General features: G+C 51.2%; 28 protein-coding genes. 13 read left to right on the top strand and 15 right to left on the bottom strand.

Going from position 1 to position 25,623, the window contains the following annotated elements; genetic code table 11:
- Nucleotides 1-532: 532 nt before the first annotated feature.
- Nucleotides 533-2,509, bottom strand: coding sequence for an alkyl/aryl-sulfatase (locus MUU47_RS17835; protein ID WP_258989495.1), 1,977 nt, complete (start codon nt 2,507-2,509; stop codon nt 533-535).
- Between the two features lie 343 nt (nt 2,510-2,852).
- Between MUU47_RS17835 and MUU47_RS17830 the strand changes: the two genes are divergently transcribed.
- The gene (locus tag MUU47_RS17830; RefSeq protein WP_258989493.1) at nt 2,853-3,491 is read left to right on the top strand and encodes a helix-turn-helix domain-containing protein; all 639 of its coding nucleotides are present in this window, start codon (nt 2,853-2,855) and stop codon (nt 3,489-3,491) included.
- Nucleotides 3,492-3,743: 252 nt separating this feature from the next.
- On the top strand, nt 3,744-6,326 hold the full coding sequence (locus MUU47_RS17825; protein WP_258989492.1) for a bifunctional diguanylate cyclase/phosphodiesterase: 2,583 nt from the start codon (nt 3,744-3,746) through the stop codon (nt 6,324-6,326).
- 7 nt (nt 6,327-6,333) lie between these two features.
- Here MUU47_RS17825 and MUU47_RS17820 read toward each other — a convergent pair whose 3' ends face one another.
- Nucleotides 6,334-6,576, bottom strand: a complete 243-nt coding sequence (locus MUU47_RS17820) for a DinI-like family protein (RefSeq protein WP_258989491.1) — start codon at nt 6,574-6,576, stop codon at nt 6,334-6,336.
- 198 nt (nt 6,577-6,774) lie between these two features.
- On the opposite strand from MUU47_RS17820, the gene MUU47_RS17815 reads away from it, so the two are divergent.
- A complete protein-coding gene (locus tag MUU47_RS17815; protein WP_258989490.1) occupies nt 6,775-7,206 on the top strand; it encodes a glycine zipper 2TM domain-containing protein in 432 nt (143 codons plus the stop codon).
- Nucleotides 7,207-7,323: 117 nt separating this feature from the next.
- On the opposite strand, the gene MUU47_RS23545 is transcribed toward MUU47_RS17815, so the two are convergent.
- Nucleotides 7,324-7,494, bottom strand: a complete 171-nt coding sequence (locus tag MUU47_RS23545) for a YnfU family zinc-binding protein (RefSeq protein WP_217448705.1) — start codon at nt 7,492-7,494, stop codon at nt 7,324-7,326.
- A gap of 308 nt (nt 7,495-7,802) precedes the next feature.
- Here MUU47_RS23545 and cspE point away from each other — a divergent pair, with 308 nt between their 5' ends.
- The 3 genes from cspE to MUU47_RS17800 all read left to right on the top strand — a co-directional run bounded on the left by cspE (nt 7,803) and on the right by MUU47_RS17800 (nt 8,521).
- Nucleotides 7,803-8,015: a transcription antiterminator/RNA stability regulator CspE gene (gene cspE / locus MUU47_RS17810; RefSeq protein ID WP_258989489.1), complete on the top strand. Its 213-nt coding sequence runs from the start codon at nt 7,803-7,805 to the stop codon at nt 8,013-8,015.
- 10 nt (nt 8,016-8,025) lie between these two features.
- On the top strand, nt 8,026-8,220 hold the full coding sequence (gene ymcF / locus MUU47_RS17805) for a cold shock small protein YmcF (RefSeq protein WP_185153786.1): 195 nt from the start codon (nt 8,026-8,028) through the stop codon (nt 8,218-8,220).
- Nucleotides 8,221-8,293: 73 nt separating this feature from the next.
- On the top strand, nt 8,294-8,521 hold the full coding sequence (locus MUU47_RS17800; RefSeq protein WP_159775274.1) for a hypothetical protein: 228 nt from the start codon (nt 8,294-8,296) through the stop codon (nt 8,519-8,521).
- Nucleotides 8,522-8,584: 63 nt separating this feature from the next.
- Here the strand turns inward: MUU47_RS17800 and MUU47_RS17795 are convergent, their stop codons facing one another.
- Nucleotides 8,585-8,980 carry a YidB family protein gene (locus MUU47_RS17795; protein ID WP_159775276.1) on the bottom strand — a complete coding sequence of 132 codons (396 nt, stop codon included), beginning with the start codon at nt 8,978-8,980 and terminating at the stop codon, nt 8,585-8,587.
- Between the two features lie 280 nt (nt 8,981-9,260).
- Between MUU47_RS17795 and MUU47_RS17790 the strand changes: the two genes are divergently transcribed.
- Nucleotides 9,261-9,521: a DUF2534 family protein gene (locus MUU47_RS17790; RefSeq protein WP_258989488.1), complete on the top strand. Its 261-nt coding sequence runs from the start codon at nt 9,261-9,263 to the stop codon at nt 9,519-9,521.
- A gap of 25 nt (nt 9,522-9,546) precedes the next feature.
- On the opposite strand, the gene MUU47_RS17785 is transcribed toward MUU47_RS17790, so the two are convergent.
- Nucleotides 9,547-10,554, bottom strand: a complete 1,008-nt coding sequence (locus MUU47_RS17785; protein WP_258989487.1) for a sensor domain-containing diguanylate cyclase — start codon at nt 10,552-10,554, stop codon at nt 9,547-9,549.
- A gap of 299 nt (nt 10,555-10,853) precedes the next feature.
- Between MUU47_RS17785 and MUU47_RS17780 the strand changes: the two genes are divergently transcribed.
- Nucleotides 10,854-11,096 (top strand): putative hemolysin, encoded by a 243-nt coding sequence (locus MUU47_RS17780; protein WP_110509713.1) that lies wholly within the window; start codon nt 10,854-10,856, stop codon nt 11,094-11,096.
- A 69-nt stretch (nt 11,097-11,165) separates the two neighbouring features.
- Entirely contained in the window at nt 11,166-11,471 is a 306-nt protein-coding gene (locus MUU47_RS17775; protein ID WP_258967288.1) for a hypothetical protein, read from the top strand.
- A 14-nt stretch (nt 11,472-11,485) separates the two neighbouring features.
- Here MUU47_RS17775 and MUU47_RS17770 read toward each other — a convergent pair whose 3' ends face one another.
- The gene (locus MUU47_RS17770) at nt 11,486-11,986 is read right to left on the bottom strand and encodes a 2-thiouracil desulfurase family protein (protein WP_258989486.1); all 501 of its coding nucleotides are present in this window, start codon (nt 11,984-11,986) and stop codon (nt 11,486-11,488) included.
- 156 nt (nt 11,987-12,142) lie between these two features.
- Between MUU47_RS17770 and MUU47_RS17765 the strand changes: the two genes are divergently transcribed.
- The gene (locus MUU47_RS17765; RefSeq protein ID WP_258989485.1) at nt 12,143-12,850 is read left to right on the top strand and encodes a CTP synthase C-terminal region-related (seleno)protein; all 708 of its coding nucleotides are present in this window, start codon (nt 12,143-12,145) and stop codon (nt 12,848-12,850) included.
- Between the two features lie 78 nt (nt 12,851-12,928).
- Here MUU47_RS17765 and MUU47_RS17760 read toward each other — a convergent pair whose 3' ends face one another.
- On the bottom strand, nt 12,929-14,119 hold the full coding sequence (locus tag MUU47_RS17760) for a CynX/NimT family MFS transporter (RefSeq protein ID WP_258989484.1): 1,191 nt from the start codon (nt 14,117-14,119) through the stop codon (nt 12,929-12,931).
- Nucleotides 14,120-14,219: 100 nt separating this feature from the next.
- On the opposite strand from MUU47_RS17760, the gene MUU47_RS17755 reads away from it, so the two are divergent.
- Complete coding sequence (locus MUU47_RS17755) at nt 14,220-15,014, top strand: AraC family transcriptional regulator (RefSeq protein WP_258989483.1); 795 nt, start codon at nt 14,220-14,222, stop codon at nt 15,012-15,014.
- On the opposite strand, the gene MUU47_RS17750 is transcribed toward MUU47_RS17755, so the two are convergent.
- Nucleotides 14,998-15,444 carry a DUF441 domain-containing protein gene (locus tag MUU47_RS17750; RefSeq protein ID WP_159465792.1) on the bottom strand — a complete coding sequence of 149 codons (447 nt, stop codon included), beginning with the start codon at nt 15,442-15,444 and terminating at the stop codon, nt 14,998-15,000. The two genes, MUU47_RS17755 and MUU47_RS17750, sit on opposite strands and share 17 nt — an antisense overlap.
- Before the next feature lie 327 nt (nt 15,445-15,771).
- Here MUU47_RS17750 and yoaI point away from each other — a divergent pair, with 327 nt between their 5' ends.
- Nucleotides 15,772-15,933, top strand: coding sequence for a small membrane protein YoaI (gene yoaI, locus MUU47_RS23415; protein WP_309578272.1), 162 nt, complete (start codon nt 15,772-15,774; stop codon nt 15,931-15,933).
- A gap of 8 nt (nt 15,934-15,941) precedes the next feature.
- Here the strand turns inward: yoaI and MUU47_RS17745 are convergent, their stop codons facing one another.
- The 5 genes from MUU47_RS17745 to yeaG form a co-directional block, all read right to left on the bottom strand.
- Nucleotides 15,942-16,442, bottom strand: a complete 501-nt coding sequence (locus MUU47_RS17745) for a YbaK/prolyl-tRNA synthetase associated domain-containing protein (RefSeq protein ID WP_258989482.1) — start codon at nt 16,440-16,442, stop codon at nt 15,942-15,944.
- Between the two features lie 97 nt (nt 16,443-16,539).
- Nucleotides 16,540-17,571 carry a methionine synthase gene (locus tag MUU47_RS17740; RefSeq protein ID WP_258989481.1) on the bottom strand — a complete coding sequence of 344 codons (1,032 nt, stop codon included), beginning with the start codon at nt 17,569-17,571 and terminating at the stop codon, nt 16,540-16,542.
- A gap of 27 nt (nt 17,572-17,598) precedes the next feature.
- A complete protein-coding gene (locus MUU47_RS17735) occupies nt 17,599-18,582 on the bottom strand; it encodes a DUF1852 domain-containing protein (RefSeq protein WP_258990550.1) in 984 nt (327 codons plus the stop codon).
- A 229-nt stretch (nt 18,583-18,811) separates the two neighbouring features.
- Nucleotides 18,812-20,092, bottom strand: coding sequence for a YeaH/YhbH family protein (locus MUU47_RS17730; protein ID WP_258989480.1), 1,281 nt, complete (start codon nt 20,090-20,092; stop codon nt 18,812-18,814).
- Nucleotides 20,093-20,170: 78 nt separating this feature from the next.
- Nucleotides 20,171-22,105 carry a protein kinase YeaG gene (yeaG, locus tag MUU47_RS17725; protein ID WP_159758683.1) on the bottom strand — a complete coding sequence of 645 codons (1,935 nt, stop codon included), beginning with the start codon at nt 22,103-22,105 and terminating at the stop codon, nt 20,171-20,173.
- Between the two features lie 429 nt (nt 22,106-22,534).
- Here yeaG and MUU47_RS17720 point away from each other — a divergent pair, with 429 nt between their 5' ends.
- The gene (locus tag MUU47_RS17720; protein ID WP_258989479.1) at nt 22,535-23,284 is read left to right on the top strand and encodes a MipA/OmpV family protein; all 750 of its coding nucleotides are present in this window, start codon (nt 22,535-22,537) and stop codon (nt 23,282-23,284) included.
- 96 nt (nt 23,285-23,380) lie between these two features.
- Here the strand turns inward: MUU47_RS17720 and MUU47_RS17715 are convergent, their stop codons facing one another.
- A complete protein-coding gene (locus MUU47_RS17715; RefSeq protein WP_258989478.1) occupies nt 23,381-24,265 on the bottom strand; it encodes a D-hexose-6-phosphate mutarotase in 885 nt (294 codons plus the stop codon).
- An 86-nt stretch (nt 24,266-24,351) separates the two neighbouring features.
- Nucleotides 24,352-25,347: a glyceraldehyde-3-phosphate dehydrogenase gene (gapA, locus tag MUU47_RS17710; protein ID WP_258989477.1), complete on the bottom strand. Its 996-nt coding sequence runs from the start codon at nt 25,345-25,347 to the stop codon at nt 24,352-24,354.
- Nucleotides 25,348-25,623 lie beyond the last annotated feature (276 nt).

Here is a 25,623-nt window from a genome sequence, read left to right as displayed (position 1 = left end):
ACAAAACCTCAAAACAGCACCTTAGAGTGCTGTTTTGTTTAAGGAACTAATATAACTTATCCGGCTAATACTGTTGGCATACCTGTTTAGCTCCAACTCATCCAGGAAAAATCCGGTATTGCAACCATCAGCCTGTATTTTTTTCGGTTATCGGTTATCGGTTATCGGTTATCGGTTTTCAGGGAGATGAAGCAGCATCTGCTGAATAATGAACTGACGCTGCGGAGCAAAAAAACGGAACGGGTACGGTAGGAGGTGTGGGGCGTGGAGCCTTATCAGATGGGCTTTAAACAGTCGGCGTTGTATCTATGCAGTCACCTGCGTTTACTGTCGGGAGTGACGCCGGGAAAGCTGCCAAAAGTGATGGCGGAGATACTGAGCATGGCCTCAAGCTTCGTGCTGCCAGGGCGAAGAGTGAGACATTACCCGAGAGCCGTAAAAAAGAGGCCACAACGTTATCCGTTGCGGCCTCCTTCAAAAGCTTAACTGACAAACATTAAGCCAGTGGCTCCCTTAATTATTTCAGTTCAATTTATGGCGTAACGATATTAAACCAGAATTCGAACTTGTCCATATAGCTCAGTAACTCAGTAAGCTTGTTGGCGTCGCCGGTGATTTTCATGTCACCTTTGTCTTTAGCCTGTTGTATCGTCTCTTCCTTCAGCACAATACGGTCCAGCGTATCGCGGGAAAGCGTAATGGTGGCATCGGCTTTATCGGCCTGAGCGTTCGGCGTGTGGTTAAGCACACCGTTTTCCAGCTCAAGCTTGTATTTACCGCCCTGGTCACCGAAGTCGACGTTAAGCGTTACATGCGCATTCGCCGCTTTTTCTCCGTTAATATGAACTGCCATATAATCGAAGAACATTTCCGGTGTCATGGCACGGACGGTATCCGGGCTCGCGGTGTTTGGCGTTGCAGCTTTGACGACACCGTTACGCAGCTCTTTGGCACCCGACAGGTAGAAGTTACGCCATGGGCCAGATTCGGCCTGATAACCCATCTGCTCAAGGGCATCGGCTTCCAGATTGAGCGCCGCTTTGTTCGTCGGATCGGCAAACACGACTTTACTCACAACCTGAGCTACCCAACGGTAATGACCTTGGTCGTAGTCAGCTTTGGCTTTTTGCAGGATGTTATCCGCGCCGCCCATGTACTCGACGTATTTCTTCGCCGCTTCTGCTGGTGGCAGCTCATCCAGGGTTGCCGGGTTGCCATCGAACCAGCCGAGATAGAACACATAGGTTGCTTTCACATCGTGACTGACCGAACCGTAATATCCGCGGCTGGCCCAGGTCTTCTCGAGCGTTTCTGGCAGTTTAAAGTTGGCGGCGATTTCGTCACGGGTAAGACCTTCGTTTGCCATACGCAGCGTCTGGTCATTGATATAACGATACATATCGCGCTGACCTTTCATCAGGTTGACAACGTTATCTTTGCCCCAGGTTGGCCAATGGTGCTGAGCGATAATGATTTCGGCATCGCTACCCCAACGATCGATTGCAGCGTTGATGTATTTAGACCATGCCAGCGGATCACGAATTTTAGCGCCACGCAGAGAATACGTGTTATGCAGGGTGTGAGTGACATCCTCTGCAGCTTCGATCATCTTCTTCTCTTTGACGTACCACAGCATCTCTGAAGGGGCTTCAGAGCCTGGAGCCATCATAAAGTCGTAGGTCAGACCATCGATGACTTCTTCCTGGCCTGTATGGGTGATGTAATCCGTCGGTGCCAGCAAAGTAACTGTACCTGCGGAGGTTGTGGTGCCGAGACCCGCACCTACCTGGCCTTTGGCATCAGCTGGCAGCAGGTTGCCGTACATGTAGCTTGCACGACGACTCATGGCATTACCCGCCATGATGTTTTCATCTACAGCAGCGCCCATAAAGCCTTGCGGAGCATAGATTTTAACTTTGCCGGATTTAACATCAGCCTGGTCAACGACACCGCGAACGCCGCCATAGTGGTCAACGTGGCTGTGGGTGAAAATAACCGCCACGACAGGCTTTTTGCCACGATTTTTGTAGTACAGATCCAGACCGACTTTAGCTGTTTCGGCAGAAACCAGTGGGTCGATAACGGTAATCCCGGTCTTACCTTCAATGATCGTCATATTCGAAAGGTCGAGATTACGAATCTGATAAACACCGTCGGTGACTTCAAACAGGCCGCCGATATTGATCAGCTGGGACTGACGCCACAGGCTTGGGTTTACAGTGTCTGGCGCTTTTTCGCCTTCTTTAATAAAGGCATATTTCTGAGGATCCCAAACAGTATTGCCTTTCTCACCTTTAATGACTTCCTGCGGCAGTGGAGCAATAAAGCCCTTATGCGCATTGGTAAAATCGGTGTTATCGGAAAAAGGCAGCTTGCTGTAAAGCGCTTCGTTTGCCTGTTTGGTTGCCGCAGTGGCATCGTTGGTCGGGGCCTGGGTTGCCGCAGTCACTGACAATGTCGTCAGTAATCCCGCGATAGCCAGACTCCTGGCAATCATGTTCAATCTCATTCTTTCAACCTCCTGGTCGGATTTAGCGTGTTCAGTTTTACTGGGTATTCGCGTGACTTTGCGTCAGCACCAACATCGCAGCACAATGATTTGCTTTAAGCTGTAGTTCTAAAATGGCAAAGCGCAACGTACAACACTGAAAATACTAAGAAATCTGTACTTGCCGATCGCCGGATTGATTGGGGGTTTATTGAAGGTATTTTATGCGCCTTATATTATTTGAATAGTCCCAAATGGTACTGCTTGTTTAATATTCGATGATGATGCAGAGTAAATGTAAAAAGACATTGCAGTTTTCAGATGCTATACTGCGGAATAAGTTTAAAGTGTGTTAGGGTGCGGCATGAAAGCCAATTTTGAGAATATCCACCATTATTATCAATCGCTGGAGTTGGGGCGCTATATAGATGATATTTGCATTGGCGGTGATGTTTTCACCCTTGCGCCTGTAGACTATATCAAAATCCTGCCCGGTTTTATTTATATTGTTATTAATGGTTCAGTGGCTATTTCTCATAAAGAGAACGAGCTGACCGTGGGTAATACGATTGAGTATATGCCTATTGGGTTGATGGAGGAGTATTGTCCACTTTTGAATTTTGAATATAAATGCATGACACCTGTGACCGCTGTGAAGATACCGTGTGAGGCATTTACTGCGCTCTTTTATCAAAGCCCAGAACACATGAATGTGCTGTCGAAAATACTGGTTTTCATGACGATATTTTCACTGGAATTGCTTGCGGAAAGAAAGCAGCTAACCAGTTATCAAACCATCAAACCGATGCTGCATCGTTATCTCTACCGAACGCGAACGTTTGAGAACGAAAAGGAAGGGCTGGCGAATTTTATTATGCGCCGCACGAAGCTCTCCCGGACGCATGTCTTTCGGGTACTCGCGGATCTCAAAGAGGGCGGGTACATCACAATGGAAAAAGGAAAGTTGATTTCAATTGATAAAACGCTGCCGGAAGATTATTGATTCGGCTTCCGGCATATCCTTAAACACGTCCAGTCGCTCATTTCTCTCAAAAAAGTTCACCTAATTCAGGATTTACTCAGAACATTCTTGCTTTTACCGCACAGAATGTCAGGACCTAAAAAAACGTTTGTGTCCTAATTATACGCTCGATAAACATTAATTTCTGAAAATGAATCAAGCTAATTCCTGCTCCCTCTATCGCGCGTGCATGTCGAGATGTTCTTGGTCATTTAACCTTTTAGTTACAGCGGCATGAAAAAAACGATCTCCCACAGTAAATATCCCGTATCGCTGGCCTGCGCTTTATCCGGGCTTGCCATCGTATCGTTTTGTATCGCCGGTGCGATGCTGGCGATGTTTGTCAGCACCGGCATGGATGAGACTATCCGCTATACTGGCGAGAGACTCATTCAGTCCAGCGGGGCAAATGTCGTGCAAACACTGGAAGACTACATGGATCTTCCGACCGTCACCAACCAGCTTTTTGCGCGCACTTACGAGAACAGTGACCTCGATGCGTTAAGCGCCACGCAGGTTGCAGAGACCTTAAAGCAGCTGATCAGAACCGATCTCTTTGGCCATGTCTCGGTCGACAGAGTGTCATTCACCACGCCTGACGGGAATTATGTTGCGTTCAATCGCCTTGATGTTAATAACAAAAAAATCATCAACATGGAGAAGACGTCTGGGGATGCGCATAACATTCTGAACGTCTATGAAGGGTCGACAGAGTACTCACGGGTTGTTGAAACTGTTTATGATTTCAACAAGTTAGTTCAGCCTTGGCTTGAAAAAGCAGAGCAGTCCAAAAAGTCATTTTGGTCCCGCATTTATCCGCGCTCATATAATAAAAATGACAGAATGCTGGCATACAGAACGCCGGTATATAACCGTGCAGGAAAACTGCTGGGGGTTATTTCCTCGGAGATTATGCCCGATAGCATGAGTCGCTATGTCTGTGAGGTATTGCCTTTTAAAGACAACACCATACTGATAACTGGGCGCGATAATAATATTGTTTCGTCGTCAGAAATGCCGATATCTCCTGCGCTTCTGCAGCCCGAACTGGCAAGCGCGGCAAAAGAGCATCACCAGGCCGAGGGAAAGAGACTGACAACCAAAGAGTTGCGTCAACTTTTAACGCCTGAAATTATGGAAAAGAGTACCCATCAGGGTAGTTCGGCGGAGATTACCTCAGGTAAAGGCGATAAGTATATTGTTCATACCATAAAGTATGGCAGCACCGATCGAGAGCTTCACGGCCACGTATTGCTGATAACATCGCAGGACTCGTTGTCGGGCAGCATCAAGAAAACGATTATTGCGTTTGCTATCAAAATTATGGGGTTGTTCGCCATTGTGTATCTCATTGCGGCCATTGTTCTGCGTAACTTTTTCAGTCCGCTTAACAATATCATTGGTAAAAACAAAGACCTGCTAAACATGCAGTGGAAGCCGGAGGAGAACAAAAGACTGTTCCCGGAGGTGGCGACGCTGGATTCCAGTTTCTTCAGGCTTTCCCATGAGCTGGCCGCCCGCACTGAAAAGCACCGCAAGCTGGTTGAGGAAGACAATCTGACTGGCCTGCCAACACGTGCCGGGATGCTCAGTAAGCCTGAGTCCTACGAAGGTAAAAACCTGCTTGCCCGTGTTCACGTGAGCAATGCCGCAAATATTGCTCGGGTAATGGGGCTTGAATATTCCGGCCGTTTCCTGCGTAGTTTTGTCAGCCGAATGAAGAATATCCTTCCTGGCGGGACGCTGCTGTGCCGTGATGACTTTGGCAGCTTCCTGGCGATATTCCCTGAGGTTTACGAACAAAAAGATTTGATGTTCTTTGAGGATATCCTGCAGTCACTGTTCCTTGATATTAAATCCGATGGCGACGCTGAAACTGAACGTTACTGTTTTATCGGGAATTCTGGGATGTTCTTTGGTCACATGACTCAAGAACGAATGCCGGAAGTGATTTTGAATTCCGGGATAGCCGTGCAGCACGCTGAAAAAATAGGTAATGGTGAGTCGCTGGTCTTTGTGCAGGAAATGCAGGAGCAGGGGCTTGAGAATATTCGGCTGCATGAAAAATTACAGCATGCTATTGCCAACGATGAATTCCATATCGTAATGCAGCCGATCATGAATCTTGATAATCAGAGTAGCTGTAATGAAGGTGAGAGCCTGATTCGCTGGCAAACACCGGACGAAGGGTTTATCTCGCCGATCAAGTTCATTAGCCTTGCGGAAGAGTCGGGGCTGATCATTCCGATTGGGCGTTGGGTCATCGCCCAATCCTGTAAGCAGCTGGCGAAGTTTATTGTGCGCGGTGGTCCGAAAGATTTCAAACTGCACGTCAATATTTCAGCAATGCAGCTGCAGCAGCCCGATTTTGCTTCGCATCTGTTCACCTGTATTCAGGAGAACGAACTGATGAACGGCAACATCTGCGTGGAAATCACCGAAAGTACGTTGATGAAACACACCGATCAGATTGTCGATACGCTTAAGTATCTGCGCCGCCTGGGCGTGAACGTGGCTATTGATGATTTCGGTTCCGGCTATTCGAGCCTCTCTTATTTGCACTCTTTCCCGTTCGACTGCCTGAAAATCGACAGAACGTTTGTCTCTGACATTCTGACTAATGAGAAGAACGCGGCGGTGGTTTCATCGGTGCTGACGCTCGCCAAAAGCTTTAACGTGCCGCTGGTGGCTGAGGGCGTGGAGACGCTGGAGATGCTTGAGAAGCTTCAGGAAATGGGATGTGAACGGGTGCAGGGATACTACTTCTCCAGGCCACTTCCCTTTGATGACTTTACGGCAACGGTGAATCGAGGCTGATGGCGCGTTATTCGTCGACTAGCCACATGTCCGCTTCTTCGAACATTTCCTGAACGGCGCGGCTAATCTGTTCCTTTTCATGCTTGCTGGCGTCAGTGTTGATCGCCGGCAGCGTCATCATTGGCTTAACGCGAATGTCTGCGTCCGGGAAAATCTGCTGAACGCGACGGGTGAGTTCACTCAGAATTTTTTCTTGCGCGCCAGGCAAGCCAGCGAAATTGCGTTTGTCATAAATTAATTCGACGAACATGACTGCTTCCTTTGTACTGTTTAGATGTACAGTTTTATACTGTATGGATACTCAGTGTCAAGGCCGCAGTGACGACGATAAACACAAGTATGTTCTGGTAAAGCCTGTCAGGGAGTGCTGTAGCATTAATGACTTAGCGGAAACATGCAGGGAATGGCAGAATCGCGACTACGTTTAAAACGATCAAAAGTGGCCATCATGAAAAAAAGTGCACTCATCGCAGTCAGTTTCTTGCTTTTCGCCAGCCAGTCCAGTTTTGCTGGAAGCAAAACACTGGTGGAATACGGCGTGGTTCAGCAGAGTCGCGTCATCAGCCAGGCTAACGGGCAGTATCATCCATTACGAACCGTAGCGGCCGGGGCCTTGGGCGGCGTGGTAGGCCACCAGTTCGGCAACGGTAAAGGCAAAACCGCAATGACCGTAGGTGGCGCACTCGCCGGGGCGGGGGCATCACGCTACCATCAAAGCACGCAGCAGGCGCCACAGCAGGTGGATTTGCTGATCAAAACCGAGTCGGGCGCCACTATCGACGTGGTCCAGTCGTACACCGGCGGAGTGGTGTTTAATCCGGGCGACAAAGTACGCATCCTGACCAAAGGCTCAGACACCACGGTCGATAAATCACTGTAACGGCGCTACGCCGCAGATAACAAAAACGGGAACCTTTGGGTTCCCGTTTTTATACCTGTAGCCTGACTGCGCTCAGGGTAATGCACTAAGCGCGAGCCTCAGCAGTCAGGCGTCGAATTACCTGGCAGCGAGCTGCGACGCTGAAAAGAGCGTGCCACAATAGGGGCAGAGCAAAGGACTGTTTTTCTTGATTCTTGATGGGCTGTGCATTGATTTCTTTGCACATTTCGGACATGAACATTCTGCGGGTTGGGAAGGGCGAAGTTGACGATTTTTACGTTCAGCCATGTGTATTCCTTATATGTTGGCGCAAAACAATACCTCAATAGTTCGCGAAAAGCCCTCATTCATTTTTTTATTTTTAACAAAGCAGACTTTTCCCGGCACTGACAAATCTTTTGAGATAAGACTTGCTTAATAAAGTTAATCATGCGTTAATGCCCTATCGGTTTGAACATACACGTTATCTGAAACAGTTCTCTTAAGTCGTCCTCATCATTTTCTCTCCTTGATGTACCTTCTTCAGTTTTCTTAGAAACAACAGGTTTTCAAACCAACACAGCCTGCGGGCGAAATAATAATTAAAGGTAAAAAACATGTCTAACCAAATGACTGGTATTGTTAAATGGTTTAATGCTGAAAAAGGTTTCGGCTTTATTACTCCAAAAGACGGAAGCAAAGATGTCTTCGTACATTTCTCTGCTATCCAAAGCAACGATTTCCGTACTCTGTATGAAAATCAAGAAGTTGAATTCTCCGTTGAAGCCGGTCCTAAAGGTCCTTCCGCTGTCAACGTGGTTCCGCGCTGAGGGCCTGACTATTACTGACTCAATTCACTTCCGCTGCCCTTGCTGCCACGGTTCGCAATATCGGACTTCATCTTTCGATGTTACTGAAAAAAATCCGTTCGGTGCAAAATGCATTTTTTGCAAATCAGCAATGATTACCGCCGATAATATTTACACCTGGCAACGTCCTGTTTCTGTTTCCGCTATTACCGAAATCAGAAAATAATACGCACGATGCTATCAGATAAATACTATTTTAATTAGGGCTGGTGACAGACTTACATCCATCCGGAGAACGAATGAAAAAAGTGCTCGTGTTTTTTAACGCCGAACCTCTTACCGTTGTCTCCGTTATGCCTGATGAAACGTCAATACGTTGTGAATATCCGAACGGCGAGGAGGCAAATTTGATAATCATGTCTGCCAGTTTTCCCTCTCTGACCGGCGATCACAATGTAATCCATGTCGCCACAGACAGAGAACTTGCTGCAGAAGATATTCTCAAAGCAGCCGAAAAGTACCTGTAAAACTGATTGTCCAGATAACCGCCCAATGGGCGGTTTTTTTATGCCTGTTGTTTGAGTGCCTCGTTAGCTAAAGAGCTTACCTTTCAGCAGCCCCATGCCTTCAGACAGCAGGTCTTGTTGCTGATTGACCTGACCGTCAGGTGAAAGGGTATCGACCACCTTCGGCAAATGCTCGGCAATCAGGTTCGACGCACTTTGCGTGTCGATGCCCAGTTTGGCGGCGAGATCCGCAACGGCAGGGGAGCCCAGCGCGGAAGTTATCTGGTCACCCGATACCGGCTGGTTTGTGCCGGTGCTTATCCAGGATTCAACCACCGCTCCCAATCCACCCTGCTGAAATTTTGCCAGTAGTCCGGATACACCGCCTTGCTCGTTAATCCAGGTTAATATCGCCTGATAGGTACCAGCCTGTCCGTCTTGACCACCGAACATGCCTGCCACCTGGTCGAATAAACTCATAATGTCATTCCTCACTGTTCACTGCGTGAATACATGGGCCCAAACCGAAGTGCGTTTAGCGGGATGAGTCAAAACGAATGCGAGGCGAGCCTCACAACACTTAAGTATAAAACACTCACCTGGGTTCTGTTTTTCTTTACCTGGAGGGCAGGAGAGAAGGGCTGTCAGGACCATTTGCTGCTAAAAAGAGCAGCCATACAGTTTGGAACTAAAAACAGATATCCGCCGGGTTAATTTAGTGTTAAAACTGCGCCGGAAAATCCCATCAGAGAAGTCTGTAATGCAGCTGGAACAATTTAAAACAAAGAACGGTAAGCGCTTTATTCTGGCGGTCGCCGTCATCTTTGTCATCGCATTGACGCTTGTGGGACATGCCACATTTGGCGGGGTAGTCGAGGAGTACGATTTACCGTATCACGACTGGTCTGATTCGATGTTCATTCTGCAGGGTGTGATGGTGTTGGTGTACAGCAGCGTTTTCACGCTGCTGTGCTCCATTCCGCTGGGATTCATTCTGTTAGAGCCTGACCGCGACCAATAGAGGTTTCAGCCTGAACGCCTGGCTTTCAGGGTGCTATAATCCCCCGCTGACGCGCTTTTTTATCCAGATACATGGCGGCATCGGCCGCCTGAATGGCGCTCTCTGCGTCCAGCTCATGCGGATTGACGTCGATGGTGCCAATACTGGCGCCCGGGTAATTAATCGTGTGGCCGCTCAGCAGATAGTGGCCGCGGATTTGACGGCGCAGCAGGTCGATAAACGGCGCTTTCTGATTGCTGGACGTGATTTCACAGGCGATGAGAAACTCATCTCCGCCCAGACGCCCAACGATATCCTCATCGCTCATCACCGAGGCCAGTCGCTGGCCTACCTGAATTAAGAATGCATCCCCGGCCTGATGGCCGTGAACATCATTAATTTCTTTAAAATCGTCGAGATCGATAAACGCCACCAGGACGTGTGACTGGTTCATCCGTGCACGTTCAAATAGAATGTCGAGGTGCTCATAGACGGCGCGTCGATTGGCAAGGCCCGTCAGCGCATCGGTGTAGGAGTGAGCGATCAGCGCCTCGTTGGCCTGACGCAGCTGTGTCACCAGTGACTCTTTTTCGATGTAGCGGGCAATCAGGCTCGCGAACAGGTGCAGCACATGTTCGCTGTTAATATTGTAACTGTGCTGGTCGCGGCTGGACGTGCAGAGCGTGCCATACAGTGACCCATCGGTCAGATGCACGGGCGTGGTGAAAAAAGTGCTGATCCCCAGCGCCTGCGCGGCATGGCAGTCCGGCCAGCGCGTCTCCACGTCATTGCTGAAATAGTGCTGTTCATCCACCGCACGTTTGCACAGCGTTTCATCCCACGGAACGACAAACCCTTCAGGGATCTGCATATCACTGCTGTTGCGAGCGTACACGATATGTTGCAAACGGGTCGCCGTATCGATTCTGGTCAGATAGGTCGACTCCATATGCGTCACCATCTCCAGCATTTCCAGCAGCTGGCGTACGAGGCTCTCGAGTGACTGTTCGGTGGCGAGGGTTTGTGAGACGCGGGCAAGAATAATATCTGACATGACCTGAAAGCTCCCGTGCAGTAACGGCAAAAACGGCACGCTATGCTGAAATATCGACTATCTAAAAATAGTAAACCATGAATACATCACGTTTTATACATTGAACAGGCGAGAATGCGAGACTTCTTGAGCAAAAAAAGCCCCGCCGGGGGAGACGGGGCAAAAACGCATTGATTATGGAATGATGTGTTCTCGGGTCAGAACGAGAACGCGCCTAATTTAATTTGCAAAAGTGCAGTTAAAATGAAGAAATAGTGAAGATTAAGTCAAATTAGCCACACACAAAGGATGTTATATCAATGAAATACGCTGGATTACTGTTGCCGATTCTGCTGGCAGGCTGCACCACCGCTGAACAAAACGACGCACCCCCACCGCCAAATATCGGCATGGCAAACCCTGCTGCGGTCTACTGCCAGCAAAAAGGTGGCACGTCTGTTCCCGTACAAAGCCCGCAGGGCGTGCGTTCAGACTGTAAACTGCCTGGCGGGGAAGTGATTGACGAATGGACTCTGTATCGTCGGGATCATAAGCAGTCGTGACAGCGCGCTGCTCTCCAGGATACAATTGAAGATAGGATTAATCTTAATTTAAGAGTATGTGAGAGCAGCATGTTTCAGCTTAAACCGGGCACCCTGGCGATGATCATCGCGGCCCGAACGCCCGCAGGCCGGGCGAATATCGGTAAATCTGTATCGCTGTTTGCCCTGTGCCAGCCGGGTGAACGCGTCCTGAATCCTGTCAACGGCGTGGTCACCGAACTGCCGCGTGAGGCCCAGCGAGCGCTGTGGCTGGTGACGGGTGACGTTCAGTCGGCAGACGGTCAGTCTGGTTTTTCATTCGTTCGCCCTGAACATCTGATGCCACTGACGCCTGATATGCTCCCCGCCGATGAGCTGGAAAAAGTAACGGAGTAATACGGTTAACAGGATCACGCCTTCTCGTCCTGTTCAGCAATCCAGGCCAGCAGCGCCGGGATTTGCTCATGTGAAAACACCGCAATCCCATGTTGGCGCAAAAGCGCGGCGGCAACGCCGTTGCCTGTGATTTTTTTGCCGCTAAAGCTCCCGTCATAAATTTCAGTACTGCCGCAGGTAGGGCTGCCGTCCGTTAACAGCGCGGCAGTACAGCCCGCGCCTTGGGCCGCCTCGAGCGCCAGCCAGGCCGCAAGCTGATAATGGGCGGTGACGTCGGTTCCGGTGCTTTCGATAATACGCGCCTGGCCCGCCATCACCTGTTCACCCTGGCCGGCGACAATTTCGGCCGACGGGCGCGGAGTCGGTAAACCGGCCGCGAGTTCCGGGCAATGAATGACTAGCCTGTCTTCTGCCCGCAACGTTTGCAGCAATTCACCCAACTGCGTTTTGGCGCTGGCGTTATAGCGCACCGGATGCCCCATCAGACAGGCACTCACCAGAATTTTCGTTTTCATCGCAGCCCCGTATTTTCCCGCTGAAAGAGTAATACGAACTGAGAACAGATGAAACGATCGCCAACTGCACATTTTGGGGATTGTTCTGCGCGCAAAACCCCGGTAGGCTGGTGTTCCTTATGTAGTCCGAAAACTGCACAGCATAAGGAACCCTTCATGGAACTCGCTTCGAATAAAAATACCCTACGAATTGCACTGGTCGGCGATTTTAATCCCGAGGTGATTGCGCATCAGGCGATCCCACTGGCGATTGACGATGCCGCCGCCGTTCAGGAACTCACTGCCGATTACGACTGGGTCGCCACCACCGACATTAAAAGCGCTGACGACCTGGTGGGCTACGACGCAATCTGGCTGGTTCCCGCGAGCCCATACAAAAATGCCGAAGGGGCGTTTATCGCCATCCGCTACGCGCGTGAAAACAGCATTCCCTTCCTTGGCACCTGCGGCGGTTTCCAGCATGCGATCCTCGAATATGCCCGCAACGTACTGGGCTGGAGCGATGCGGCACACGCCGAAACGGACACCGAAGGCCGAATGGTGATTGCGCCACTGGCCTGCTCGCTGGTAGAGAAATCAGACTCCATCGAACTGCGCGCCAATACCATCATCGCTAAAGCGTATGGTCGCCTCAGCATTGAAGAGGGCTATCACTGCAACTACGGCATTTCACCGGATTTCGCGGCGGAGTTTGACGAAGGCGCGCTGCGCGTCACTGGCTGGGACGAAGAAGGCGAAATCCGCGCGGTGGAACTGATTACTCATCCGTTCTTTGTCGGCACGCTGTTCCAGTATGAGCGCAATGCGCTGGCTGGCCGTCCGGCACCGCTGGTCCACGCGTTTCTTCGCGCGGCAGCAAATTAAGAATCACCTGGCGACACTTCATTTGCACGGGCCTACAGTGATGACGTAGGTCCGTTAAGCGTCGCGCCACCGGGCAATTTAGACCTGTCCGCCGATTTCCCGGTCACGCCCTGCTAATCCCCCAAACACGGCCATCACCAGCGAGATAACGGCGACCACAATCAGCGGAATGTGCCAGTCGCCGCTGACGTCATGAATTCGGCCCATCGCCGGAGGCCCACAGGCCGCCAACAGATACCCGACCGATTGTGCCATACCGGACAACGCCGCCGCCTGATGTGCGGAACCGGCTCGCAGGCCAATAAATGTCAGCCCAAGGATCATCGTCGCGCCACAGCCAAAGCCGAAGATCAGCGTCCACAGCATCGCCTGCTGCGGGAACAGCCAGAAGCCGACAGCACTCACGGCGCACATCAGTGCGACGCTGATGGCAATCCCGCGCTGGTCTTTGAGCTTAAACAACACCAGCGGGATCAGTAGCCCCGGTACGGCGGTCGCCAGCTGCAACAAACCGTGCAGAGAGCCGGCCTGCGCTTCGCTGTAGCCGTGGCTGATAAGAATGGCGGGGAGCCAGCCCACAATCACGTAATACACCAGCGAGTTAAGCCCAAGGAACAGCGTCACTTGCCAGGCCAGCGCCGAACGCCAGATACCTTTGCTGTGCAGGCTGCGCGCCCCCGTCACCGTGCCCGGTGTGTGATTACGCAACTGCGGCAACCAGACTAACAGCGCCAGCAACGGAAACGCCATCAGCGCCAGCAGTGCGCCGTGCCAGCCCGCGCCGCTCAGAGCAATCGGTACCACCACGGCAGAACCTACCGCCGCGGCAATCCCCATCGTCAGGGAGTACGCCCCGGTCATTTTCGCCACGTGACCGGAAAAATCGCGCTTGATCAGGCCCGGCAGCAAAACGTTCCCAAAGGCAATGCCGCAGCCGATGATGGCGGTTCCGACGAACAGCAGGCTATTCGAGGGTAATGAACGCACGGCTACCCCGATGCAAATCAGCAGCAGGGCAACTATCAGGCTGCGCTCCATGCCAAAACGGCGCGCAACGCCCGCAGCCAGCGGTGAAATCAGACCAAATGCGAGCAGTGGCAGGGTGGTCAACATTCCGGTCTGGGCGGTGGACAGCCCGTAGTCGGCACGAATGCTGTCAAGCAGCGGGGCGGCACCGGTAAACGTCACGCGTAAACAGGTGGCGATCAACAGGATGCCCACAATCAAAAGCAGATTCTGGCGTGGGGTAGTCATGGACACAGTACTCATGGCGTTCTCAGTTATTCTTTGGTGCGACTACGATAGCGCTTTTTCGTCATGATGAAATCAAGCTAAAATGACAAATAATCGCTAATATCGGACAAAAGCAATGATGGCAGGACTGGGGCTTGAGGGGTATGAACCCGACAGCCAGCACGATGCTGCAGCGGCGTTTCGCGTTCAGGTTGTGGAAGACGAGCAGTACATCCCAGAGCATCAGCACCGCAAAGGGCAGCTGATCCTGGCCCTGCACGGGGCAATTACGTGCGAAGTGGAAAATGCACTTTGGATGGTGCCGCCGCAGTATGCGGTGTGGATCCCCGGCCAGGTGCCGCACAGCAACCGCGCGACGCCGGGTGCCCGGCTCTGTTTTCTGTTTATCGAACCTGGCGCAGCGGCGTTACCGGCACACTGCTGTACGTTGAAAATCTCGCCGCTGGTGCGGGAACTCATTCTGAATCTGGCCGTTCGCCACGACTCTCCGCAACGTGACCCGGCGACGCTCCGGCTGATTCAGGTGCTGTTTGACGAGCTGCCGCAGCAGCCGCAGGAACAGCTCCAGTTACCAGTTTCTGCCCATCCCAAAATTCGCATGATGGTGGAAAAGATGGAGGCGGAACCGGCGGTGTGGCAAACGCTGGGGCAGTGGGCGAGTTATTTTGCGATGAGTGAACGCAATCTGGCCCGGCTGGTGGTGAAAGAGACCGGGCTGAGTTTTCGTCGCTGGCGTCATCAGCTGCAGCTGATCCTGGCGCTACAGCTGTTGATCCGTGGTCAGAGCGTGCAGCAGGCCGCACACGCGCTGGGTTATGATTCCACCACCGCGTTCATTACCATGTTTCGTAAAGGATTAGGCCAGACGCCGGGGCGATATCTCAGCGGGTTGGCTACCCCTTCCCAATAAGTATCGAGACCAGCCCGGCGGCGATAAGCGGCCCGACAGGCACGCCCCGAAACAGCGCCACACCGAGCACGGTCCCCACTAAAAGGCCCGCGACCAGCTGCGGTTGTGTTCCCATCAGTTGAACGCCTCGACCGCCGAGCCACGAAACAAACACGCCGACCGCAATCGCGACCAGCGATTTCCAGTTCACGAAAGAGTGCAGTAGCGTTGAGGCGGGCAGCGTCCCGCTGGCGATAGGCGCCATTACGCCGATGGTCAGCACGATAATACCAATCGTCAGACCCTGTTTTTCAATCCAGGGGAAGAAGGTGTTCAGCGGCGTAACGCGTACGATGATCAGCACCAGAATGGAAACGGCGACGGTGGTGTTGTGACTGACAAAGCCGAGCGCCGCCAGCCCCAGTAGAATTAACAGGGTAGGGTCAAACATTTGGGAGTCCTTGCCAAAAAAAGTAAGCCTGTTCACTGTACGCGAAATAGCGTGCATAAACAGGCTTCTATATAACAATCTTATTTTTTTGGCGTCTGCCCGAAGGTCAGTTTGTTAAGACGCTGACCAACTGACTGCCTTCACGGATAAATACCGGGATTGTCTCTAACGGGGCGTCCACGCAGATGCGTTCGCCACCGTGATAGCGTTCGCCGTTGAGAGCGATCCATATTGCTTTTGCCGGTTCGGCTTTACGTCATGACGGTAATATTTTAGGGCGAACCGTTTCAGTATTTGAACAAGTGAACGGCGGGACATCTGGCTGTCATGCCGTTGTCATTAAGGTGGTGTAAGACGGATAAGGTGAGCAAAGGGGGGGGGATGATGTACGATCAACAAATTGTCGAAACGCTGATTATCTTACTCTCATTTTTATCGGTGGGTGGGATTCTGGTGGCGTCCGTTTTGTACCTGGAAAGACGCCACTGACAGGGGGATCAATCGGCTCGGCGGAAATCGACCAGTTCTGGCTGAGCGATACGCAGATAATCCTGGGTGTCCATCACGATAGATTTTTCCAGCAGACCGGCGTTAAACGCGATTTCATCGAAACGCGCGAACAGCAAAGGGTCGGCCACCAATTTCAGGGCCGGATGAAAGCTGAACGGCGGGATTGCACCAAACACGCAGGCGGTCAGCGCATCCACTTCCGCCGGGCTCGCCAGTGAGGCTTTCAGCCCGCCAAGATGTGTTGCCAGGCGAGATAAATCGGCCTGCTGATCTGCCGCCAAAATGGCCAGCACATGCTGTTTCACGCCGTTACCTTTCACTTTGCACACCAGTGCTTTGGCGCCTTGTCCTAACGCCGTACCGCGGATCTCCGACACCGCCTCGCATTTACCCATCGCTTCATGTTCTATCACCCGAAAACGGGCCTGTTGCTGCTCCAGCACCGCCAGCAAATGCTGGTGGACGTCGCGGGAAGTGATTTCAGACATAGTGACTCCATGAAAAATACCGGACTGTCAGGATAGTCTTTCAGATGAAGCGGGGCAATTGACGTGATCGCCCAATACTGTCTGCTATCTGGTGACGTTATTTCGCCAGCAGCTCTTTGCGGACGATTTCAGCGCCGGCACTTAACGCATCCAGCTTGCCTTTCGCGACGCCACGCGGCAGTGGGATCATCCCGCAGTTGGTGCAAGGATAGAGTTTGTCAGCGTCGACAAACTGCAGTGCTTTTCGCAGTGTCGCGGCGACTTCTTCCGGTGTTTCGATGGTATTGGTTGCCACATCAATAGCCCCAACCATCACCTTTTTACCGCGAATGAGCTCCATTAGCTCCATCGGGACGTGGGAGTTTTGACATTCCAGCGAAATGATATCGATATTGGATTTTTGCAGCTTTGGAAAAATTTCTTCATATTGACGCCATTCGGTACCCAGCGTCTTTTTCCAGTCTGTATTGGCTTTAATGCCGTAGCCGTAGCAGATATGCACCGCCGTTTCGCATTTCAGCCCATCGATGGCTCTTTCTAAAGTGGCGATTCCCCAGTCATTCACCTCATCAAAAAAGACATTAAATGCAGGCTCATCAAACTGGATAATATCGACGCCCACGGCCTCTAACTCTTTGGCTTCTTCATTGAGAATTTTAGCGAATTCCCAGGCGAGTTTTTCACGGCTTTTATAGTGATTATCATAAAGCGTGTCGATCATCGTCATTGGCCCCGGGAGGGCCCATTTAATAGGCTGTGTGGTTTGCTGGCGTAACAGTCTGGCATCTTCAACGAAGACGGATTTTTGGCGACTTACCGGGCCAACGACGGTCGGCACACTTGCTTCGTAGCGGTTACGAATTTTAACTATCTCACGATTCTCGAAATCAACGCCGTTGAGGTGCTCAATAAAGGTGGTGACAAAATGCTGACGCGTTTGCTCGCCATCACTGACAATATCAATCCCGGCCTGTTGCTGATCGTCCAGACACAAACGCAAGGCATCCTGCTTACCGTCGATTAATTCCTGACCTTGCAATTTCCAGGGTGACCAAAGTGTCTCAGGCTGCGCAAGCCAGGAGGGCTTAGGTAAACTGCCGGCGGTTGAAGTCGGTAATAATTTTTTCATAACAGGTGACCTTATACTTTTCGTCAATCAAAGAACGGAATGAGCGGACCATTGTTCAAGAACAGTTTGATAGGGTTTGATGAAGTGCTGTTCAGTAAATTTCCCTTGTTCAATAGCCAACTGGCTACGTTCTTCGCGATCGTAAACAATGCGTGTCAAAGAATAATCCTGATAGTTCAGGCTCGGTTGATACTGTAGACCTGCCGCGGAATTGGCATTGTATATTTCCGGGCGGTAAATTTTCTGGAACGTCTCCATCGTGCTGATGGTGCCAATCAGCTCGAGGTCGGTGTAATCACTGAGTAAATCGCCAGTGAAATAAAACGCCAGCGGCGCAACGCTGTTTTCAGGCATAAAGTAACGCGCCCGTAGACCCATTTTTGCAAAATAAGTATCGGTCAAAGACGGTTCGTCCTGCTGATATTCCGCGCCTAAAACGGGATGTTGATTGCCCGTACGATAATAGGTGTTTTTACTGGAGACGCTCAGGCAAATAACCGGCGCTTTCGCAAAGTTGTCTTTGTACGTGTCTGAATTCACAAAGCACTTAAATATATTTCCGTGTAATTCACCAAAGTCATCAGGCAGGCTAAGTTCCGCTTTATTCTTATTGTGTGCGGGCAGCAACACGCTGAAATCATAATCGCGCACATAAGATGAGAAATTATTGCCCAGAATCCCTTCAACGCGTTCCTTGGTTTTTTTATCAACGATGTGGGTTTTTAATATTTCAATCACCGGGAAGGCATCGGCCTTGCCTTCAAGATGAATATTCAATTGCGCGGTAATGATTTCAAGTTCGACAGAATAACGATCGCCCGTTGGGTTATCCCAATGCGCAAGAGAATTGAACCGGTTATCAATCATCACCAATGTGTTGCGCAAGTTATCCTGGCGCTTCTCGCCCCTTGCCAGATTAGCAAAGTTGGTCGTAATACGCGTATTTTCTGAAGGGTTATAATTCTCGTCGAAACGAATGCGCTTAAGGGTGAAAGTCAATTCTTTATTCATCGTCATCTGGCATCCTGGCGGCTGAGATAAAACGGGTTTTAATTCAGCCGTCTTCAAAATTTATTAAATAACAGGATTCATTTTATGCCTGAGTCATTGATTGAGGAAAAGTGATTTAATTTCATTCAACTTGAACGATATTCATGTTCGCGTAATTAATATGGGGAATGAAGCGTGCGAGGTCAGCAAAAGACGTCAGCCAGAGGGGAATTCTCTGGCTGACGGGGGATTAGCTGGTGGTGGTGCCCTGTTTGTGGAAAAGCTCCCTGAAGACCGGATAGATGTCTTCCTGGTCGCGGATATGCTGCATGGCAAAGTTTTCAAACATCGATTGCAGATGTTCGTACTCGCGCCACAACGTTTGATGCGCCCGGCGGGTGATTTCGATATAGCTGTAGTAACGCACCACCGGCAGGATTTTCTTGGCCAGAATTTCATGACACAGCGGGGAGTCGTCGGCCCAGTTGTCGCCATCGGAAGCCTGCGCAGCGTAGATATTCCACTGTGCCGGGTCATAGCGCTCTTTGACCACTTCGTCCATCAGCTTCAGGGCGCTGGAGACAATCGTGCCGCCGGTTTCCTGGGAGTAGAAGAACTCGTGCTCATCCACTTCTTTAGCCTGAGTGTGGTGGCGGATATACACCACATCCACGTTTTTATAGGTCCGACTGAGGAACAGATACAGCAGGATGTAAAAACGCTTCGCCATATCTTTGGTGGACTGATCCATCGAACCGGACACGTCCATCAGACAGAACATCACCGCCTGGCTTGAAGGCTCAGGGCGTTTTTCATAATTTTTGTAACGCAGGTCAAAGGTGTCGATGAACGGTACGCGTTCGATTTTGGCCCGCAGTTCGGCAATCTCCTTGCGAAGACGCTCTTCCTCCAGTAGCTGCACCGGCTCGCTTTTGGCGACAGTGTCGAGGCTCGCTTCCAGTTCACGCAGCTCACGACGTTTTCCGGCGGTCATCGCCGTGCGTCGCGCCAGCGAGTTCTGCAATGAACGCACCACGCTGATGTTCGCGGGTACGCCGTTGGCGGTGTAACCAGCCCGATGTGTTTTGTACTCCGTCAGCTGGCGATGCTGATTTTTCTTCAGATTCGGCAGTGCCAAATCCTCAAACAGCAGGTCCAGATATTCATCTTTCGAAATCTGGAACACAAACTCGTCCTGGCCTTCGCCGTCCTGGCTCGCCTGGCCCTGACCGCTTCCACCGCCACCGCCGCCACCCTGAGGGCGCTCGATGCGGTCATTCTGCACAAAGTGATCGTTACCTGGGTGTACACGATGGCGCAGGCCGCCGCGTCCCTGATGGAACATCGGTTCGCTGATATCATCCGTCGGAATGGAAACCGACTCGCCGCTGTCTATATCGGTCACCGAGCGTTTGTTGATAGCCTCGGAGATCGACTGTTTTATCTGCGCCTTATAGCGGCGCAAAAAGCGCTGGCGATTCACCGCACTTTTATTCTTACCGTTCAGGCGCCGGTCTATGAACCAGGTCATATGCCCCTCCCGTACTGCATTTGCCAACCTTCTGCTGCGTAGGCCCGGCAGCGATGTGCCGCCGGGCTACATTCGACATTATGACGATTTGCGCACGCGCAGATACCATTCGCACAGCAGGCGTACCTGTTTACGGGTGTAGCCTTTCTCCATCATGCGATCGACAAAATCGTCGTGTTTTTTCTGCTCGTCGGTTGAGGTTTTGGCGTTAAACGAAATCACCGGCAACAGCTCTTCGGTATTGGAGAACATTTTCTTCTCGATAACCGTGCGCAGTTTTTCGTAGCTGGTCCAGTTCGGGTTACGTCCGCTGTAATTCGCTCTGGCACGCAGCACGAAGTTGACGATTTCGTTACGGAAGTCTTTCGGGTTGCTGATCCCGGCAGGCTTTTCAATTTTTTCCAGTTCTGCGTTCAGGGATTCACGATCAAACAGCTGGCCGGTATCCGGGTCGCGGTATTCCTGATCCTGGATCCAGAAGTCTGCATACGTGACGTAACGGTCGAAAATGTTCTGCCCGTACTCAGAGTAAGATTCCAGGTAGGCGGTCTGGATCTCTTTGCCGATGAATTCGGCGTATTTCGGGATCAAATAGCCTTTGAGGAATTCGAGATAGCGTTCAGCCTGCTCTTGTGGGAACTGTTCGCGCTCAATCTGCTGCTCCAGCACGTAGAACAGGTGCACCGGGTTTGCCGCCACTTCGACGTGATCGAAGTTGAACACGCGTGAGAGGATTTTGAACGCAAAGCGAGTCGACAGCCCGTTCATGCCTTCATCCACGCCCGAGTAGTCACGATACTCCTGATAGGATTTCGCTTTCGGGTCGGTGTCTTTCAGGCTTTCACCGTCATACACGCGCATTTTGGAGTAGATACTCGAGTTTTCCGGCTCTTTCAGACGCGATAGAATCGAGAAGCGGGACAGCGTTTCGAGCGTACCTGGCGCACAAGGCGCATGGGTCAGCTCACTGTGATTAAGCAGTTTTTCGTAGATTTTGATCTCTTCGGAAATCCGCAGGCAATAAGGCACTTTGACGATGTACACACGGTCAAGGAACGCCTCATTGTTTTTGTTATTACGGAAAGTCACCCACTCCGATTCGTTCGAGTGCGCCAGAATGATGCCGTTGAACGGCAGGGCGGAGATGCCTTCGGTCCCGTTGTAGTTCCCTTCCTGAGTCGCGGTCAGCAGCGGATGCAGCACCTTGATGGGGGCTTTAAACATCTCGACGAATTCCATCAGACCCTGGTTCGCGCGGCACAGTGCGCCGGAGTAGCCATACGCATCCGGATCGTTCTGTGCGTGGTTTTCCAGTTTACGAATATCGACTTTACCGACCAGCGCTGAGATATCCTGGTTGTTCTCATCACCCGGTTCGGTTTTGGCGATAGCAATCTGCGCCAGAATCGATGGCCAGACTTTCACCACCCGGAATTTGGTGATGTCGCCGCCAAACTCGTTCAGACGTTTTGCCGCCCACGGCGACATAATGGTGCCGAGATAGCGGTTCGGAATGCCGTACTCTTTTTCAAGAATCTGCGCATCTTCCTGCGGATTAAACAGGCACAGCGGGTGATCGTTTACCGGGCTGCGTTCGCCGTTAGCACTGAGCACATAAATAGGGACGCGCTGCATCAGCGCTTTCAGTCGTTCAGCCAGCGACGATTTACCACCCCCCACAGGGCCCAGTAAATAGAGGATCTGTTTCTTCTCTTCCAGACCCTGAGCGGCATGTTTCAGGTAGGCGACGATCTGTTCGATAGCGTCTTCCATACCGTAGAACTCTTCAAACGCCGGGTAGCGTGCGACCACCCGATTCGAAAATAGACGGGACAGCCGTGGCTCATGGGCAGTATCGACCATGACTGGCTCACCGATAGCCATTAATAGCCTTTCTGCCGCATTGGCATAGGCACTGCGATCTTGCTTACAGGTTGCAAGAAATTCCTGCAGTGTGAACTCTTCGTCCTTGGCAGCTTCATAACGCTGGCGATAGTGATCGAATATATTCATGGCATGCCGTCCTTTCGTTTTTTAGCACAGGATAAGAGCCGTTCGTATGAATAATAGAGGCTCCCGGAAGGGATAAGCTGAACGACGCTCGCTCGATCTCCAGCAACCCTTGTGCCAGGTTGTTGGGTCTGAAAACATAACGTGCCCCGCGATTACACCTTCTGAATTTAAGCGTAGATGGCATTTGGAAAACTTGCATGTTGGCAAAAGTCAATTTCAATGACATATCAATAACTCATCAAAAAATACCGCGACTTAAAGCCGAAGAAAATTCAGGGCTTCATGGTGGCGTCATCCGCCTGTAAGCGGAGTGTCATCCAAAGGTGGCAATTTGAGCGGTTAAATATCGTAAGCAGAAGTAAAAAGTTTGAGGTCAACGTAACGGGCGGTTAAACTTCAGCCGCTTGTAATTTGAAAGGGATATGCAACGTGAAATTAATCAAACTTCTGACAACGGGTGTGCTCCTCGCAACAGCATCAACCGTTGTGCATGCTGAGGACAGCAAACTGACGCTGGGCGCAGGCGTGGGGGTCGTAGGGCATCCGTACAAACAATACAGCAGTGATGTTTACCCTTTCCCGGCCATTGATTTCGAAAGTGATAACTTCTGGTTCCACGGCATCGGCGCAGGGTATTACCTGTGGAACGATACCGCCGATAAGCTCTCCATCACCGCCTACTGGTCGCCGCTGTATTTTAAGCCAGGCGACAGCGACAACAATCAGCTGCGTAAGCTCGATCGTCGCCAGTCGACGATGATGGCCGGCCTTTCATACCAGCACTTTACGCAGTACGGCTTCCTGCGCACGACGCTTGCGGGTGACACACTGGACAAGAGCAATGGCATCGCCTGGGACATGGCGTGGCTGTACCGTTATAACGCGGGCAACCTGACCGTCACGCCGGGGATCGGTTTGCAGTGGAACAGTGAAAATCAGAACGATTATTACTATGGTGTTTCCAAAAACGAGTCGAAGAAAAGTGGCCTGCGCAGCTACGATCCTAACGACGGCTGGAACCCGTATGTCGAGCTTTCTGTGAACTATAAGCTGAATGCTGACTGGAGCGTGTACGGAGTAGGGCGATACACCCGCTTGTCGGATGAAGTCACTGACAGCCCGATGGTCGACAAAAACTGGACCGGACTGTTGTCCACCGGTGTGACCTATAGCTTCTGATAATGCACCGTTGAGGTGCGCAAAGTGCAATAAAACAGGGCGGAGACGCCCTGTTTTGCATTGTGTTGGTGCGGATGGTGTTGGTGCAGGCCGCGATTAGCGTTTAGCGACGCGAATCGACTGCGATAGACGCGTTGGTTTTTCTTCTGACGCTTTCTGCGGTGCGGTCACGCAGGCGGTTTCCACGCAAACGAAGGTTTTGTATCCGTCGTCTGGCATATCGCCCATGCTAACGGACAGCGCAGGGCCTGGGTTCCAGCCAACGACGTTACTCTGATGACCGTGGATAACGTCAATATTACGGCCCAGTGCACTGTCGTGGATCACGCTGCAGCCTTCCGCATTCAGGTAGACGCGGTCGGTGCGGTCCGGGAAGGTCTGGACGCCATCGGCCAGCACGCCTTCTTCAGCATTTTTCACTTTATCGATGTAGCGGTCGCCAAAGCCACTCACTTTCACTGCGCTGATGTCACCGACGTTAAAATAGGTGTGCAGGGCAGAAGTGGTCTCGAATTCACCGTGCGCTTCCAGCTCGATTTCACAGGTTTTGCCCACTTTGAAACGCGCATACAGTGTGAAGTCGTGCGGCCACAGTTTCTTGGTTTCTTCGCTGCTCTGCAGTTCGAAAGTCAGCACCACGCCATTGTCGTCTTCGTTATGGGCTTTCAGGTTCCACGGCAGATTACGCGCAAAACCGTGAGCAGGCAGCCCCTGCTGTTCTGCCGGGCCAAACCATGGCCAGCAGATTGGTACGCCGCCGCGCAGTGCGACGCCGTTTTTGAATGGGGTGTTATTGCTGAGCCACAGCACGTCAGCTTCTCCGGCGGGTTTCCAGGAGAGCAGGTGTGCGCCCTGAAGTGCAAAAGAGGCTTTAGCCTGTGGATGATCGACGACAATCAGTTCCAGATCGTCAAGCTGACGACGAGAGAGGACAGGGGTAAGTTGTTCAACTACCGGGAGAGCAAAAATTTTGTTAATCATGGTGCAATCCTAAAGGTTAGCCGTAAACGTGAAGCAATAAAAAAGGCGACCGAGGTCGCCTTTTTGGATCAGAATCTCATCTCAACTTATTTGGAGATGTGAGCGATCAGGTCCAGAACTTTGTTTGAGTAACCAGTTTCGTTGTCGTACCAGGAAACCAGTTTCACGAAGTTGTCGTTCAGTGCGATACCTGCTTTAGCATCGAACACGGAAGTGCAAACTTCGCCGTTGAAGTCGGTAGAAACGACGTCGTCTTCGGTGTAACCCAGAACGCCTTTCATTGGGCCTTCAGAAGCCGCTTTGATTGCTTTCTTGATTTCTTCGTAAGACGCTGCTTTTTCCAGACGAACGGTCAGGTCAACAACGGATACGTTCGGAGTAGGAACGCGGAACGCCATACCAGTGATTTTACCGTTCAGCTCTGGCAGTACAACGCCTACAGCTTTAGCAGCACCGGTAGAAGAAGGGATGATGTTCTGTGCTGCGCCGCGGCCGCCGCGCCAGTCTTTGTGAGACGGACCATCAACGGTTTTCTGAGTTGCGGTGGTCGCGTGAACAGTTGTCATCAGACCTTCGATGATGCCGAAGTTGTCGTTGATAACTTTTGCCAGCGGAGCCAGGCAGTTGGTGGTGCAAGATGCGTTAGAAACGATATCCTGGCCAGCATATTTTTCGAAGTTAGCACCTTTAACGAACATAGGAGTGCTGTCTTTAGAAGGACCAGTCAGAACAACCTTTTTAGCGCCAGCGGTGATGTGCTTACGCGCGGTTTCGTCGGTCAGGAACAGACCTGTTGCTTCAGCAACAACGTCAACGTTAACTTCGTTCCATTTCAGGTTAGCCGGGTCACGCTCAGCGGTAACACGGATAGTTTTACCGTTAACAACCAGGTGGCCGTCTTTCACTTCAACGGTGCCGTTGAAACGACCGTGAGTTGAGTCGTACTTCAGCATGTAAGCCATGTATTCAGCGTCTAACAGGTCGTTGATTGCAACGATCTCGATGTCAGAACGTTCCTGAGCAGCACGGAAAACAATACGGCCAATACGGCCAAAACCGTTGATACCTACTTTGATAGTCATATATTCCACCAGCTATTTGTTAGTGAATAAAAGGTTGCCTGTAAAATTACAAAAACCTTACGCAGCGTCAAGCGGAATCGTGTCAATCATTGCGACAAATCAATCCTGTGCACAACCTTTGCGCGACTGACTGCCTCACTCATCCATTGGGCTCATTTCCATATGCGGCCTGCGGCGGGAATTTTAAAGGCCGTAAGAGATAAAAATGTGATGTGCGTCACAATTACCTGGCTGCCCTTTCGCAACGAATAAGTTTAGAACAAAAGTTCGCACTTC

Source organism: Scandinavium hiltneri (genome assembly GCF_024764835.1).
GTDB classification, from domain to species: domain Bacteria; phylum Pseudomonadota; class Gammaproteobacteria; order Enterobacterales; family Enterobacteriaceae; genus Scandinavium; species Scandinavium hiltneri.
The sequence above is the reverse complement of the archived record's forward strand: the minus strand, read 5'-3'. Positions and strand labels throughout refer to the sequence as shown.